The sequence below is a fragment of the Mycobacterium sp. 1465703.0 genome, assembly GCF_001672975.1.
In the GTDB taxonomy this organism is placed as follows: Bacteria; Actinomycetota; Actinomycetes; order Mycobacteriales; family Mycobacteriaceae; genus Mycobacterium.
On the sequence record NZ_LZKU01000076.1, the window covers coordinates 15,596 to 30,754 of the forward strand.

The following is a 15,159-nucleotide window of genomic DNA, read 5'->3' on the forward strand; positions in this document are numbered from 1 at the left end:
CTCAGTGCTCATGGATTATTACTCCTCGAATGTTGCGGCCGGCGAGCATGTCGTCGTAGGCCTCATTGATGTCGTCGAGCTTGTACTCGGTGGTGACGGTTTCGTCGAGCAATAGCTTGCCGCTTCGGTAGAGGCTGATGAGTCGGGGGATGTCGGCTCGCGGGTTGGCTTCGCCGTAAAGGCTGCCCAGGAGGCGCTTTTGGAACAGCGTGAACAATGTCAGCGGCAGCGTCGGCGTCACGTCGGACATCGACGCCAATGCGGTGACCACGACGGCACCGCCCTTCCGCACCGCGTTGAGCGCGTCGTTGATCATCGCCCCTTCGAGCACGCCTAGCGTGAGGATGGCCGAGTCGGCCATCACTCCCCGCGTAATCTCGCCAACCAACTGGGTGGCTTCCTCCATCGAGGTGGCGAAGTGGGTGGCGCCGAACTGAAACGCTTTGTCACGCTTGGTCGGCTCAATATCGACCACGACGATCTGCTCCGCCCCTGCCAGGCGCGCACCCTGAATGGCACCGCTGCCGATCCCGCCGCAGCCAATCACAAGGACGACGTCGCCGGGACTCACGTTCGCGGTATTGACGGCCGAACCCCAGCCGGTGGTTACGCCGCAGCCGAGAAGACACACGCGCGATAACGGCACATCGTTGTCGACCTTGACCACTGAGGCCTCCGACAACACGCCCCATTGCGCGAAACTGCCGACGCCGGAGAGCGCTCCGATGCCCTGTCCGCGGGCTCGGCGCCGGAAGGTGCCGTCGGCCTGGACTCCCGCGAGTATGGTCGCGCCGAAATCGCAGAGGTTCTGACGACCCGTGGCGCACCAGCGGCACCGACCGCACGCGGGCAGGAAAGATGTGACCACGTGGTCTCCCACCGCTAAATCGCGCACTCCCGGACCAACCTCTTGAACGATGCCCGCCCCTTCGTGTCCACCGATCAAGGGAAAACTCACCCCGTACATGTCGCCGGTGCGGATGTGGTGGTCGGAATGGCATAGACCCGTGGCTTCGAACTCGACGAGTAGCTCACCTTCCTGCGGGGGATCGAGTTCGATCTCTTCCACCGACCACTTCTCGTTCAACCCCCACAGAACTGCTCCATTGGTCTTCACGGCGACTCCTTGACGATATGTATGGCGCGCTCGGGGCAGTTCCCGATTGCGTTGCGGGCCCGGTCTTCCCATTCGGGAGGAATGTTTTCCACGGTGACAAAGGCGGTCCCTTCGTCGTCGATGTCGAACAATTCGGGATGCGCTGCGTAACAACGGCTGTGACCTTGGCACATCTCCCGGTCGACATGAAGTTTCACGCTATCTAGTCCAATCCGCCCGGTATGGTCCCGATGATTCCTTTTTCTGTGAGCGCTGCAATCGATGCGGCGTCGAGGCCGAGCAGGTCGCCGAGGATACTTGCGTTGTGCTGCCCCAGGGTCGGCGCCGTGGACCTATACCACTTGTCGACGCTGCGGTACTTGAAGGGAATCCCCGGCACGTGATGCCGTCCCACGACGGGATGGTCGAGGCTTTCGAAAAAGCCCCGTGCGGCCAGCTGAGGGTGCATCGAACCGACCCTGGCGTCTGCCAAATCCGCAGCCGGAACACCGTATTCGAGGAGTAACTCCGCAGTGGCCGCGGAATCGTGTTCGCCGGCCCATTGTTCGAGATGCTTGTCGATCACATCATGTGCCCGGACGCGCCCTTCGTGAGTGTCTAACGCGGGGTCATTCGCCCAATCCGGTTCACCCAGAGCCGACTTCAGTAGGCGCCACTGCTCGTCGGTGGCGACCGAAATCGCCAGCCAGCTCTCGGTTCCCGCGCATTGATAGAGCCCCTGTGGGGCGGCGTCACGGCTGCGATTTCCCAGTCGCGATATCAGGTTCCCGTAGGCGGTGAATTCGACAACCTGCTCGGCAGCTGCGTTGAGCGCGGCCTCAACCATCGATACTTCGATGAGTGACCCTTGGCCGGTCTCGTCGCGTCGCCGGAGTCCTGCGAGCATCGCGAAAGCGGAGTGCATCCCCGCCAGTGGGTCACACGGGCCGCGGGGGATTCGCGGCTGGTCGTACTCGTGGCCGGTCACCCACGCCATTCCCGTCATCTGTTCCATCGTTTGCGCGAAACCCACATTGTTGCGCCATGGTCCGTCGAGCCCGAACGCAGGCATGCGGACCATCACCAGTCGAGGATTCTGCTTGCTGACCGCCTCCCATGTGATGGCGAAATTGTCGAAGACGCGGGGCGAGAAGTTCTCGACCAGAACGTCCGAGCATTTGACGAGTCCGAACAACAGCTCCCGTCCTTCGGGCGAGGACAGGTCCAGCGTGAGCCCTCGCTTATTGGCGTTGGTCGCCAGGTACATCCCCGACCGCTCCCACCATTGGGGCTGATTGGCGAACGCTGCGGCGGCCATCCGTGCGCCGTCAGGGTGGTGCGTCGACTCGAGGTGAATGACCTCAGCGCCCAACGCGGCGAGGATGTGGGTCGAAGAGGGACCTGCCCACCACGCCGTCGTGTCGAGAATTCGTACGCTCTCCAGCGGAAGTCCCGGTACCCGGTCGGTGGCGGTCGCAATCCTGCTGCGCGTAGGGACTTTTGTCATTTCACCGAGTTGGGGAGCACCGGCGCTTGGGGCGGGTCGTCGGCCATTGATCCGGTAGGGCGCCAGCGGGTGGGTAAAGGCGCCGTCAGCGTAGGTGCCCCACACGCCGCGTGCCGCGAACTGGGGGTGGTCCAACACGGTCTGGCCATTGTTGACTGGCGAGACGGGTATCCGCAGATCGGAGGCCAGCGCGACGATCTCGTTTGTGGAACGTCTCGTCGTCCATTCCCGCACAATCTGATTCCACTCCTCCCGCCGTTCCCACCGCGTAGTTGCGAGTGCCCACGCCGGGTCGGTATCGAGCAGGTCCAGTCGGCCGATCATCGCCAGGAACGACTCGAATTGTTGGCGGGTATTGGTGTTGAAGCCCACCCACCCGTCCGCGGTTGGTTCGATGGAAGGGATTTCGACCTGTCGGGCTGGCATGGTCAACGGGGGACGACCGGCCAACTCGTGGTAGAGGTCAGCGAATCCGCTGGCGCTGAGGTGACAAGTCTCCAGCAGCGAGCAGTCAACGATTTCACCTGGGCCGCCGAGTTGAGCCCGCCGCAATGCGCCAAGCGCCGCGACGGCGGCGTAACTGGCCATCACCCATTCGAAGACTCGACCGCCCGCTTGAATGGGCGGTTGGTCCGGACGACCACGCAGCGCCAGGGTTCCGCTCTCGGCCTGGATCGTGAACTCCGTTGCGGGTCGGTCCCGGTACGGTCCGGTCAATCCGTATGGAGACAACGCCACGATCACCAGGTGTGGCGCACGTCGGAGGAGGGCCTCGCGGTCGAGTGCCGCGGGGCCTAGAGAATCGACGAACACATCGGCGGAAACGATCACTGGCTCCAGATCGGGCAGGGAAGTGCCCACGACTGAACGCTTGCCGGCGTTGAGGAATTTAAACAGTGCGTCGGCGTCGCTTCGATCGCCGAACGTTCTGCGGCGGAACGGATCCCCGTCTGGTGCTTCAATCTTTATGACCTCTGCTCCGAGGTCGGCGAACAACTTGGTGCAGTACGGGCCGGAAATTTCCGTCGCCCACTCGACAACACGAACCCCACGCAGAGCGTTCATCGCCATACGACTTTCCGCGTCAACGTCTTCGGAAGTGACTTACTCGCGCCGATGAGTGCACACACGCCACTTCCTGACCTCGCGCTCGTGCCGATCGAGCAGGGTGTTCAGCCAGGCCGCATGGCGGCCGTGCCTGGCTGGCAACGACGCTAGCGACGGGAAAGCCGAAGTGTCAAGTGCGACTCGATAACCATGGCCGCAGTTCGAGTCCATCGGAGCTTTTAGTCGGCGGTACGCACCTTCGGGGTCCGTCGGGCCCGACCGCCTCGCTTGGTGGTCGGCTTCGTAGTTGACGTGCTTACACCTTTGGCGAGGATTTGCGAACCCAGTTCGATCTGCGCGCGGATGTCTGATTCGCCCGTACCAAACCAGCGTGGTCCGAGGCTCGTTGTGAAGATGATGAAATTAGCCAGGAGCTCGGCGAATAGGTCGGCGTCTACGTCGGTCCTGATCTGTCCCGCGGCTTGGTAGTGGCGAACGCCTTCGGCAATAACGGCCGTACGGCGTGCGTGATTGGGTTGCAGAACGCGCAGCGAGAAGTCCGGATCTGATAACGCCTGACCGGAAATGTCCCAGCCGGGAACACCGCTGTCGCGGTCATCGATCCTTAGTCTCGCAAAGAAAAGCTGCTCGATATAGTCCTCGAAGCGCGCAGGCAGTGCCGCCACGATTTGCTCTTCGGCCTCACTGACGAGGTCCGCGAGCTGTCGAGAAACAACCTGCTCGAAGATGCCTTGCTTGTCCCCGAAGTAGTGGAACAGCATTGCCTCCGAGCAGTCGGCGCGACGAGCGATCTCTTTTGTCGGCGCGGCCGCGTATCCCGCTTCGGCGAAGACCTCAGCAGCCGCTTCAAGGAGGGCTCGTTGTTTGCCGTCCTTATCGCGAACTCGTCGCCGCGCGCCTGCAGTCATCTCACATACTTTAGCGAGCACCGCTCGGCTGAGGGGAAGCTCGGACGCGCGCCGTCGCATAAGCAGGCTCAGGTAGTTATCGAGTGCGACTTGACCTCCCCGTAGCCGACGACTTACTGTGCTGCCAAAGCAAATTTCGGCGTGTGCGAGAAATCCGAGGCCGGCGCAGATGGCAGATGGACGGTGGCACGAACGCGGTGTAGCTGCAACGTGGACGGCCCCGCGTTGGGGGCTGTCTGTCGAGGCTGACCGCTGGGGTTCTCCCGGGGTCGGGATGCCCGCATCAGGGGGCGGAAAGGACTACCCATGGTGAGCAAATCACCGGAGGAACACGCCCGGAATTTCGATCTTCGTCACGAAGATTTCGACGACCAAGAATTCCTCTACGAGGTTTACGCAGTGATGCGGGAGAGCGGTCCGTTCAGTCACCAGGATGTCCCTTTCTTGGGCCCTACGCCGGGGGGCGCGTGGGTCGCCACCCGCTACGACGAGTGTTATGAGATCTTGCGGGATTGGCGCAGCTTCTCCAGCAAGCCCGCGGGGAGCAACCCAACGTCGTTTGGCGACATCGTGATCAACTTGGATCCGCCACGGCAGCAACAGCTTCGCAAAGTTCTCAACCCATATTTTTCTCCGGGCCGGATGAAGGAGTTGGAACCTCAGGTGCGCGCGATTACCGATGGGTTGATCGACAACTTCATCGAATTGGGCCGCGGCGATCTCGCAAACGTCGCATGGCAGCAACCCGGGATTGTGTTCTTCCGGCACTTGCTCGGCATGCCCGTTGAGGACGTGCCGCTCTACATCGAGGCGGCTGACCTCGGGATCAATGGTGAGAGCGAAGAGGTCCGAATCGATTCGATGACGAAGCTCTACCTTCGCGTGCGCGAGGAGATCGACAAACGTCGAAGTGAACCGGCGCGTGACGACCTCATCGATGTTTTGCTCGCCGCCGAGATCGACGGCGAGAAATTGAGCTTCGACGACGCTGTCGCGAATGCGCTTCTGCTTGTGCAAGCGGGACTCGAAACAACCTCTAGTGCAATGTCGTTCGCCTTCTTCTACCTGGGCACCCATGCTTCGGAGCGCGACCGACTCGTACGCGAAGCCGAGTTAATGCCCACAGCGATAGAGGAATTCATCCGGTTCGCCGGTTCGGTCCACGGACTGCATCGCTCCGTCGCGGAAGAGGTTGAACTAAGCGGCCACAAGTTCTGTCCCGGGGAGACGGTCGTGGTGAACTATGCGGCCGCCAACCGTGACGCGCGCGAGTTCGACGAGCCGAACAAGTGCATTCTCGATCGACAGACAAATCGCCACCTGGGATTCGGCGCCGGCGTCCATCGCTGTCTAGGCTCCAATCTCGCCCGACTCGAGTTTCGGGTGGGCGTCGAACAGACCCTGAATCGGATACCCGACTACGCGATCCCCCCTGGCGCAAAAGTTGATTTTCACGGGAACTCGGTCACTCGCGGCTACCGCGCCCTGCCCGTCGTCTTCACGCCGGGTGCCCGCGTCGGCCAGTAAGGGGCGACGGACAACTGCCGGTATCAACTCGCAGCCAACGCAACAGGGAATTTCCAAGCAGGAGGAAGTCGTGGACAAGCAAGATCTTCAATGGATGATCTCCGTCGATGACCACATCATCGAGCCGCCGAACTTATGGGTCGACCGGGCGTCGGCGTCCGACCGCGATCGCGTGCCACACGTCGAGCGCATCGACGGCGTCGATACGTGGATCTACGACCAAGCGCGCGCGTCGGTGATGGGCATCTTGGTCGCGGCTCACCAAAGGCCGGCCGAGTACTCCCCGCTGCCAGTGAATTACGACGAGATGCCTCGTGCGTACTTCGACCCGGTGGCCCGCATCGCCGACATGGACGAGGATCATGTGATTGCGGGACTGAACTTCCCATTCTTCCCGCGGTTCTGCGGTCAGATGTTCGCCTACCTCGGTGACCGCGATCTGGCTCTCAACTGTGTGCGGGCGTACAACGACTTCGTCATCGACGAGTGGTGCGCGGCGGCACCCGGTCGCTACATCCCGATGGTCATCATTCCGTTGTGGGATACCCGACTGGCCGTCGAGGAGACCCTGCGGTGCGCCGGCAAGGGCGCCAAAGCCATTGCGTTCTCGGAAAACCTGCACCCGCTTGGCCTTCCGTCCATCCACTCGGGAGCATGGGACGACTTCTTCGCGGTGGCGAACGAGACGAAGATGCCGCTGTGCACACACATCGGATCGTCCTCGGTCAGCCCGACCACATCACCCGACGCACCTTTTGGGGTTCAGGCGGTCAACATCAACCTCAATCTGGCGAACTCAACCACCGACTGGCTGTTCTCGGGCAAGCTGCAGAAGTACCCGGATTTGAAGATCGTCCTCGCCGAGGGCGGCATCGGCTGGATCCCCTACCTCATCGAGCGTGCCGAACATGTCGCCGCCGACTACCAATATCTGCGCGCCAACAACTGGGCGGTTGATCCGGGCACAATGCGCTTGACCGCCGTACCCACCGACCCCGAAATTTTCCCGGAGTCACCGCGTCAACTCTTCCGCGACCACATGTACGGCTGCTTCATCGAAGACGACTTCGGGGCGGCGAATCTCGACTTCATCGGTGTCGACAATGTGATGATCGAAACGGATTATCCGCATACCGACAGCCTGTGGCCCAACTCCCTTCAGGCCGCTCATAAGGCACTCGACGGCCGGTCCGACCTCGATCAGTACAAAATACTGCAGGGTAACGCCCGCCGGGTTTTCGACTTTGAGCCCGCCCCGTACCCGACGCTGACGTAGTCGACGGCGATTCCTCTGATGCGGGAGTACCAGAGCTTCATCGACGGTAAGTGGTTGAGCGACAATGCCATCGGCACTATCGACGTCATCGATCCGGCCACCGAAGAATTGATCGGACGAGTCGTCGATGGTGGACCAAAGCAAGCGGCCATGGCGATCGAGGCTGCCCGGCGCGCCTTCGACAACGGGCCGTGGCCGTGGATGTCCGTCCGGGAACGGGCGAAGATCATCAAGCGGTTCGCTGAGATCCTCGATGAGCGCAAAGCGGAACTTCGAGAGCTAGTCGTCGCCGAGATCGGCTCAACCGGCTTTATCACCGACCTGATCCAGGTTGGCGGCGCCATCGAGGCGGCGCACTACTACGGCGAGTTCGTCGAACACGATGTGACGTGGGTGGAGACACCGGGCGGGCCCGTGGTTTCGCCGACTGGCCTGGGCGGCGTGACGGTGGTCCGCGAACCGGTCGGGGTGGTCGGAATCATCACGCCCTTCAACTTTCCGTTTTCGATCAATATTCAGAAGTGCCTGACTGCCTTGGCCGTCGGATGCACCGTGGTACTCAAACCCCACCCGTGGACCCCGATGAACGCGTTGGAGCTGGCCAAGGTTAGTGAGGAAGCCGGCCTCCCGCCCGGAGTGTTCAACGTCGTTGTGGGCGGTGCGGACGTGGGAGAGGAGTTGTGTACCCACCCAGGCGTCGACATGATCGGGTTCACCGGTTCGACGGTGACCGGCCGACGCATCCGCGAACTATCGGCGGCAACCATGAAACGCGCACAGCTGGAGCTGGGCGGCAAGAGCGCGCACATCGTTCTGGACGATGTCACCGAAAGTGACGTTGCGGGAATAGGTTTCGGGCAAGTGCTGATGCATTCCGGACAAGCCTGCACCGTCACGTCGCGACTGCTGTTGCCCGAGCATCTGCTCGAGGCGTACGTCGAGGGTCTCAAAGCCATGGCGCCAATGATCACGGTCGGGGACCCGCGTGATCCCGCTACTGTCGTCGGCCCGCTGATCAGGGATCAGCAACGTCAACGAGTTGAAAGCTTTGTCGAGTCTGGGCAACAGGAAGGCGCGCGGCTAGTGGTCGGCGGCAAACGTCCCGAGCATCTGGAACACGGCTTCTACTACGAACCGACGGCATTCGTCGGCTGCCGCAGCGACATGCGCCTATGCCAGGAAGAGGTGTTCGGGCCTGTGCTGGCGGTGATGACCTATCGCTCCGAAGACGAAGCCATCCGCATCGCGAACGACTCCATCTACGGTCTGGCAGGTCTGGTAATGACGCGCAACGCCGCAAAGGGTTTCAACGTTGCGCGACAAGTCAGAACAGGCACCATTATGGTGCAGACTGTCGCACCCGGTGTCGATCTGGGAACTAATCCGGGTGGCGGCCAAGGCCCCGGCTGGTCTCTACCCGCTCGCGGCATGTTCAACGGCGGCGGGCCATTTGGCGGCGTCAAGCAAAGTGGACTTGGCCGCGAGCAAGGGCGCTGGGGCTTCGAGGAATACACCGAGCTGAAATCAATCACCATGATGTAGTGGGGCACTGCGCCCGCGACGAGGGGCGCGGGTCCGCGTAGGGACTTCGGGGGACTGGAAAGGTCGCGTTATGGAACTTCTCAAGGATGTCCGGGTCCTCGAGGTCTCCCTCTTCTCCGCGGATGCACTGGGCGGGCATCTGGCTGACCTCGGCGCAGAGGTAATCAAGGTGGAACCGCCTGGCGGCGGTGGGTTTCGCGGTTCCGCGGTTTCCGGGGGCGAGTTGCAGGATTCTCACTGGAACCGCGGCAAGAAGAGTGTGGCGATCAACCTGAAAACGAACGAAGGTCAGGATGCGCTTCGCCGCCTGGCCGCGACGTCGGCGGTGGTGATCGACGGTCTACGTTATGGAACCGCACAGCGGCTCGGCTTCAGCTATGACGACATCATCGCCGTCAATCCGACGGTGGTCTATTGCGTGCTCAATGGCATGGGCAGCTATGGGCCTTACACCCGGTTAGCCACACACGGGCTGTCCTTCGATTGTTTCGCCGGCTTGAGTCCGCCGATCATCGAAGCGGATGGAACGCCACGTCTTTCGGGGGCGGCTACAGCGACGACAGGTGTTCTGGCGGGACCGCTGTACGCCGCGATGGGCGTACTCGCCGCGTTGCATGCGGCCGGGCGCGACGGCAAGCCGCAGTACATCGAAGTAGCGCAGGTCGATGCGGCGATCAACTGGAACTTTCAGCACCTCACGGCGTTGGCGAATGGTCGACCGGCCTATGGTGAGGGAATCCGCGCTTCCCTCCGCTACCAGTACTACTCAACGAGCGATGGCAACTACGTGGTGTTCAACGCTTTGGAGGACAAGTTCTGGCTGAGATTCTGCGAGTCCCTCGACAGGATGGATCTGTACGAACCGGGGCGCCAGAAGCCGGGGGAGGACCCAGCGGCGGAGGCCCGGCTGCGCAAAGAACTCACAGCAATCTTCGAGAGCCGAACACGCAAGGAGTGGACCGACTTCTTCATCGCGACCGATATCGCCGGAGCCCCAGCATTTTTGGGCGCAGACCTGTTCGATGATGACCACGCGAAGGCTCGCCGACTGGTCTACGAGCAGGCTCAGCCGGACGGGACGTCGCAGCGGATGATGGGGACGTGCATCAAGACCAAATCCGACGAGGGATTTGCACCGCCGGCAGCGCCGCAGGTTGGAAAGCATACGGAAGAGTTACTCACCGCCCTGGCAGGCTACGATGCGGCCGGAATTGAGCGTCTACGTTCGACTGGCGCAATCTAAATCGGCGCCTGCCCCACTCAAGGTTCAGAAATGAGGAGGTTTCGCGTCTCGTCGGCCGATCGCTAACTACCGGCCTTGCGCGCATCTCGCCGTCCCACCGGGGCGATTTGTAGCCGTACCCGATGCGTACCGGAACCGTACTGGCAACAACCAGATTCTCTGTCTGACAGGGGATGGGCTGTTTTAGGTGTACGGCCGCGCGGAAGCGGTCTCGCCGTGCGATGCGATGCCCACGCGCAAAACGAGGGCACCGCCGTGACCTCGATCGGAGGTCTGAGCACGTCTGGAGTTAGCGGCTCATACTGGAGGGGTCTCGACGTTTCATCGGCTCTACGTCTCCCGCACTCGCTGAGAAGCGCCGCCATCTCTTACCCGGGTGGAAGTGGAGGACATAATGATCATCCTTTACACATTGGCCACGGCGTTCGGCCTTGGTGTGCTCTGGCTGGGCACAAACGTTCGGGTCATCAGGCAATTCGAACGAGGCGTCGTCTTCCGTTTCGGACGTGTGCAAACCGAGGTGCGTGGACCGGGGCTCACGCTGCTGATCCCGATCGCCGATCGCCTCAAAAAGGTGAATATGCAGATCATTACGATGCCGGTGCCCGCGCAGGATGGCATCACGCGCGACAACGTGACCGTGCGTGTGGATGCTGTCATCTATTTCACTGTTGCCGATCCGGTGCGTGTGGTTGTCGGCGTACAGGACTATGTGTCCGCTATTGGCCAGGTCGCGCAGACATCGCTGCGTTCGATCATCGGCAAAAGCGACCTGGACGACCTACTCTGCAACCGCGAGGGTCTCAATCAAGGCCTGGAGTTGATGATCGACAGCCCTGCGGTGGGCTGGGGTGTTCACATCGATCGCGTGGAAATCAAGGATGTGGTCCTTCCGGATTCGATGAAGCGGTCGATAGCGCGGCAAGCCGAGGCGGAGCGTGAGCGGCGGGCTCGGGTGATCACCGCCGACGGTGAACTGCAGGCCTCTGAAAAACTGGCCCAAGCGGCCGAGACGATGGCCGTGCACCCGGCTGCGCTTCAGTTGCGGCTCTTGGAAACCGTCGTCGAGGTGGCCGCGGAGAAGAACTCGACGCTGGTGCTTCCCTTCCCCGTCGAACTGCTCCGGTTTTTGGAACGAGCAGCACCGCAAGCAGCCGGAAGCCGGGACGACGAAGCCGCTATGCCCTTCGCCTCAGCTGCGGGTTCGAAGAGCGAGATGTCCGAGCCGGACCAGCCACAGATCCCCGACGACGTCAGCGGTCTGCACACCGACACACGCATCGCGAGTCGGTATTCCGGCTGAGCGGGTAGCGTTCGACAACTACGTGCGCCCGGGAGGCACCTTCGTGCCCGAAGCGCCGTCGGATGCGGGCCGGTTCGCCATGTTGGCCAACGCATGCTGACTCTCGCCAGCCCAACACATCTCACGGAACCGCGGTGCGCTATGTCGCGGCGTGGCCGGATCGCGCAGCAGCGCGTCGTGCGGCTTCTGTGTGCTCGGCGGCGGTGACGACCACCGCGTCAGACCCGGGGTACACCGTCGCCTCGTGTCCGGTCACCAGCCAACGCACCACGTATGGCGGAGAGCCGTCTTGAGAGCGCACCTCGATGATCTCAGCATGTTGATCATGCCGTTCGGTGGTTGTGCCCTTCACCACGAGGTAGTCGCCGACATTCGCCTTCATCACCCGGTCCCCTTCTCGTCCTGGTGAGACCCCCCGCCCCCTCCATCCTGCGCGCGTTCGTCGCGTAACGGAAGCGTGCAGTCGGTGTTGTTGCCACTTCAGCGGCAGCCAAGGGCGCCAGTGCCGCGCCGCGGGCCGCTGACAGCATGCTGGTGTCACCGGTTCGCCTGCACGGCAGGGCGTTTGCGGTCGTTGACCGAAAACGCGAGTACAGTAGCTTCGATGGCTTTCGCCCCGTCCAATGAGCGGATGACCGCCGGGGTCGTCGCGGCGTGCGTCTCGCTCGGGGTGGCCCAGCTGGTCGGCATTCCCTTCGGTGCGCGGGCCGATGCGCGTACTGCAATCGGCTCAGCGGTCGTCGATCTGACACCGGGGCCCGTCAAAGAGTGGGCGATTCAGACCCTGGGCTCTCTGGACAAACTGTTCGTGGCCGTCGTCGTGCTCGTGGTGATCGCCGCGATCGCGGCGATGGCCGGGACGTTCGAGACTCAGCGCCGGCCGCTCGGCAGCACCGCGTTCGTCGCGGCGGGCCTTCTTGGCTGCCTGGCAGTGCTGTCACGGCAGGGGGCGACGGCGCTCGACACGATCCCCACGGTCGCGAGCACCGCCTGCGGCGTGGCGGCCTTACGCTTGCTCACCCGTCGGTTCTCGGCCGGCCTGGGAGATCCGCAAGACAGAGTCGTTCACGACGAGCCGGATGCCGGCAGGCGCAGGCTGGTGGTATTCGGATTGCTCGGATTCGGAATCGTGAGTGGCGTGGTGGGTGCGGTCATCACGCGGTTGGCGCATTCGGTGTCCGCTGATCGCAACAGCTTCACACTTCCCCGACCGCGCATATCAGCGCCGCCAATACCCGCCGATGTGCAACCGAAAGGCGTTGCGCTTCCGAGCTTTGTCACGACCAGCTCCGACTTCTACCGGGTAGATACCGCACTCATTGTTCCCCAACTCAGCCACACCGACTGGCGCCTGCGCATCCACGGCATGGTGGACCGCGAAACCACCTACAGCTTCGACGATCTCGCCCACTTCGACGTCGTCGAACTGGTAATGACGTTAACCTGCGTGTCGAATCCCGTTGGAGGAAAACTGATTTCGACGGGCGTCTGGACAGGCTACCGGGTGGCTGATCTGCTGGCGGCGGCCGGAGTGCACGCGGACGCCGATATGATGCTCTCGACGTCGATCGACGGGTTCACCGCCGGCACGCCAGTGGAGGTGCTTACCGATGGCCGCGACGCGCTCCTGGCGGTCGGCCTCAACGGTCAGCCGCTGCCTATCGACCACGGCTACCCGGCCCGGCTGGTAGTGCCCGGGCTCTACGGGTACGTGTCGGCCACCAAGTGGGTCGTCGAGATGGAGCTGACCCGCTTCGACAGAGCGCAGGCGTACTGGACGCGGCAAGGCTGGGCACCGCGTGCGCCCATCAAGACCGAGTCGCGGATCGACGTACCGACAGCTGGTCAGACGGTGCCAGTGGGGCCCGTGGTGTTCGGCGGTGTCGCCTGGGCACAGAATCGTGGCGTGCGGGCTGTTGAGGTCCTCATCGACGACGGCGCGTGGCAGCCCGCCGAACAGGGCGCGAGCTATTCCAACGGGACGTGGCGGTTGTGGAGCTTCCCGTGGCAGGCGAAAAGCCCTGGGAAACACACCATCACCGTGCGCGCCACCGACAACACCGGAGCTGTCCAGACGGCGGATCGCGTTGGTACCGTCCCGGACGGCGCCACCGGCTGGCACTCGGTGGACTTCACCGTAGCGGAGCGCTGAGGCACTATTTCGGTGCTAGCTGGAAGAGAGTTTCCGCCAGCTGAACACCGCAATCACGATGCCGATCAGTACCGTGATCGGACCGATGCCGGACCAGGTCGTGGTGTTGCTCATCGGGCTACCACCAAGCACTCCGAATCCCTGGAGCGCCCAGATCAGACCGAACAGCGCGACAATCAGCCCGAGCGCAAATGTGGCGACGAAAGTCCTTCTCATACAGGGATGCTAGCGCCGGAGTGGGATGTCGCGCCTTGCCCAACGGTTGGCGCGGGCATTGCTGATTCCAACGAATGTGACTTTTTGAGACTCTTGGCCGAGGTCGACGAATCTTTCGGAGGTTCGGCGTGTCGGGATTAGTCATCGACAAGCCGCCCGGCAGCGGTGTTGATCCGCAGTGGAATCCCCACGATCGTCCCGCCCTGGGGAGTGGGCGGTTGTGCGACGCGCTTAACTTGAGCATGTGGCATATCGTGCCGTCCTGGCTACCCCACTGTCTGGGCCGCTGGCCAGATTCGGGAAAGCGGGGGCGAGCGCCCTTGGTCTCTGGGCCGACCGTTCCGGAGTAAGTCTGGAGGTCGTCGACGCTTACCCGTCCGCGGCATCCGCGATACGGGCCGCTGAGGCGAGCCGGCCCGACGTGGTGTTCGGCCCCTACGGTTCGGGGCCGGCGATCGCTGCCGCGGGCGCCAGCACAGGGGTTGTCTGGAACCACGGTGGCGCCACCGTCCGGCTGGCGCGGCCGGTGTATCCGCGTGTTGTCAACGGGGAGTCGCCCGGTTACCGCTATTTGGCTGCGGTGCTCGAAACCCTTGTCGCCGAAGGCCTTGGTAAAGGCTCGGAGGTTGTGCTTATGCACGTGGATACGGTGTTCGGCCGCGAGGTGGCAGCGGGGGCGGCGGTGGCGGCGCGGCGACTTGGTCTCTTGACGCGGTCGGTCGCTTTTCGGCCAGGGCGGGCGAGAGACGTGCTGGCGGAAGTCCCGGGGGGCGATGTGCTGTTGACGGCCGGTTCCTTCGACGACGACGTCACTATCGCGCGGTGGCGTAGCGAACGCCGTTGGCGTGCGGTGGGGCTGGTCGCCGCCGGAGTGGAGGAGTTGCGGCGCGCAATCGGCCAGCACGTTGAGGGCCTGTATGGACCTTGCCAGTGGTTCGACGACGGGACAGATGATCCCGCGGACGGACCCAACAGCGAGTGGTTCAGCCGGTGTTACCGGGACGCGAACGGTACCGAGCCGCCCTATCCGGCTGCTGCGGCGTTCGCCGCGGGTGTCATTTGGCAGCGCTGCGTGAAGGAAGCCGACACCGTTGAATCCTTGTCGGTGCTGGCCGCGTCACAACAACTCGATACCACCACCTTGTTCGGTCGGTTTCGTGTCGACCCGGTCACTGGCGTGCAAACCGGCCATCAGATTCGCGTCGTTCAGTGGCGAGGCGGACAGCGGGTGCTCGTTGACCGGCCGCTTCGTCCTACGTGAGCATCGAACTCACATCAGCGGGAGTCAGCGTGAAATCCTTTACCTGCCACTATCTGATGT

Annotated in this window: 13 protein-coding genes; 7 read left to right on the forward strand and 6 right to left on the reverse strand. The window is 62.8% G+C overall.

All coding sequences use genetic code 11. The features are described 5' to 3' along the window. Window position 1: 1 nt before the first annotated feature. The 4 genes from A5625_RS07020 to A5625_RS07035 all read right to left on the reverse strand — a co-directional run bounded on the left by A5625_RS07020 (window position 2) and on the right by A5625_RS07035 (window position 4,579). The gene (locus tag A5625_RS07020) at window positions 2-1,117 is read right to left on the reverse strand and encodes an NDMA-dependent alcohol dehydrogenase (protein WP_066990708.1); all 1,116 of its coding nucleotides are present in this window, start codon (window positions 1,115-1,117) and stop codon (window positions 2-4) included. After that, window positions 1,114-1,314, reverse strand: a complete 201-nt coding sequence (locus A5625_RS07025) for a ferredoxin (protein WP_066990711.1) — start codon at window positions 1,312-1,314, stop codon at window positions 1,114-1,116. Before A5625_RS07025 ends, A5625_RS07020 begins: the two co-directional genes overlap by 4 nt. 5 nt (window positions 1,315-1,319) lie before the next feature. Next, a complete protein-coding gene (locus tag A5625_RS07030; RefSeq protein ID WP_066990853.1) occupies window positions 1,320-3,668 on the reverse strand; it encodes a CaiB/BaiF CoA-transferase family protein in 2,349 nt (782 codons plus the stop codon). Window positions 3,669-3,889: 221 nt separating this feature from the next. After that, window positions 3,890-4,579, reverse strand: coding sequence for a TetR/AcrR family transcriptional regulator (locus A5625_RS07035; protein WP_066990855.1), 690 nt, complete (start codon window positions 4,577-4,579; stop codon window positions 3,890-3,892). 306 nt (window positions 4,580-4,885) lie between these two features. On the opposite strand from A5625_RS07035, the gene A5625_RS07040 reads away from it, so the two are divergent. From A5625_RS07040 to A5625_RS07060, 5 genes are all read left to right on the forward strand, one after another. Further along, complete coding sequence (locus A5625_RS07040) at window positions 4,886-6,106, forward strand: cytochrome P450 (protein WP_197516005.1); 1,221 nt, start codon at window positions 4,886-4,888, stop codon at window positions 6,104-6,106. A 70-nt stretch (window positions 6,107-6,176) separates the two neighbouring features. Then, a complete protein-coding gene (locus tag A5625_RS07045) occupies window positions 6,177-7,382 on the forward strand; it encodes an amidohydrolase family protein (protein WP_082984316.1) in 1,206 nt (401 codons plus the stop codon). Between the two features lie 18 nt (window positions 7,383-7,400). Further along, window positions 7,401-8,924 (forward strand): aldehyde dehydrogenase family protein, encoded by a 1,524-nt coding sequence (locus tag A5625_RS07050; protein WP_066990715.1) that lies wholly within the window; start codon window positions 7,401-7,403, stop codon window positions 8,922-8,924. A gap of 70 nt (window positions 8,925-8,994) precedes the next feature. Further along, window positions 8,995-10,167 (forward strand): CaiB/BaiF CoA-transferase family protein, encoded by a 1,173-nt coding sequence (locus A5625_RS07055; RefSeq protein ID WP_066990718.1) that lies wholly within the window; start codon window positions 8,995-8,997, stop codon window positions 10,165-10,167. 394 nt (window positions 10,168-10,561) lie between these two features. Beyond that, complete coding sequence (locus A5625_RS07060; RefSeq protein ID WP_066990864.1) at window positions 10,562-11,470, forward strand: SPFH domain-containing protein; 909 nt, start codon at window positions 10,562-10,564, stop codon at window positions 11,468-11,470. Between the two features lie 139 nt (window positions 11,471-11,609). Here A5625_RS07060 and A5625_RS07065 read toward each other — a convergent pair whose 3' ends face one another. Continuing rightward, window positions 11,610-11,852: a DUF1918 domain-containing protein gene (locus tag A5625_RS07065; protein ID WP_066990721.1), complete on the reverse strand. Its 243-nt coding sequence runs from the start codon at window positions 11,850-11,852 to the stop codon at window positions 11,610-11,612. A gap of 222 nt (window positions 11,853-12,074) precedes the next feature. On the opposite strand from A5625_RS07065, the gene A5625_RS07070 reads away from it, so the two are divergent. Next, window positions 12,075-13,622 (forward strand): molybdopterin-dependent oxidoreductase, encoded by a 1,548-nt coding sequence (locus A5625_RS07070; RefSeq protein ID WP_066990725.1) that lies wholly within the window; start codon window positions 12,075-12,077, stop codon window positions 13,620-13,622. 15 nt (window positions 13,623-13,637) lie between these two features. On the opposite strand, the gene A5625_RS07075 is transcribed toward A5625_RS07070, so the two are convergent. Further along, window positions 13,638-13,838 carry a hypothetical protein gene (locus A5625_RS07075; protein WP_066990728.1) on the reverse strand — a complete coding sequence of 67 codons (201 nt, stop codon included), beginning with the start codon at window positions 13,836-13,838 and terminating at the stop codon, window positions 13,638-13,640. Between the two features lie 244 nt (window positions 13,839-14,082). On the opposite strand from A5625_RS07075, the gene A5625_RS07080 reads away from it, so the two are divergent. Continuing rightward, window positions 14,083-15,099 (forward strand): ABC transporter substrate-binding protein, encoded by a 1,017-nt coding sequence (locus tag A5625_RS07080; protein WP_082984312.1) that lies wholly within the window; start codon window positions 14,083-14,085, stop codon window positions 15,097-15,099. Window positions 15,100-15,159 lie beyond the last annotated feature (60 nt).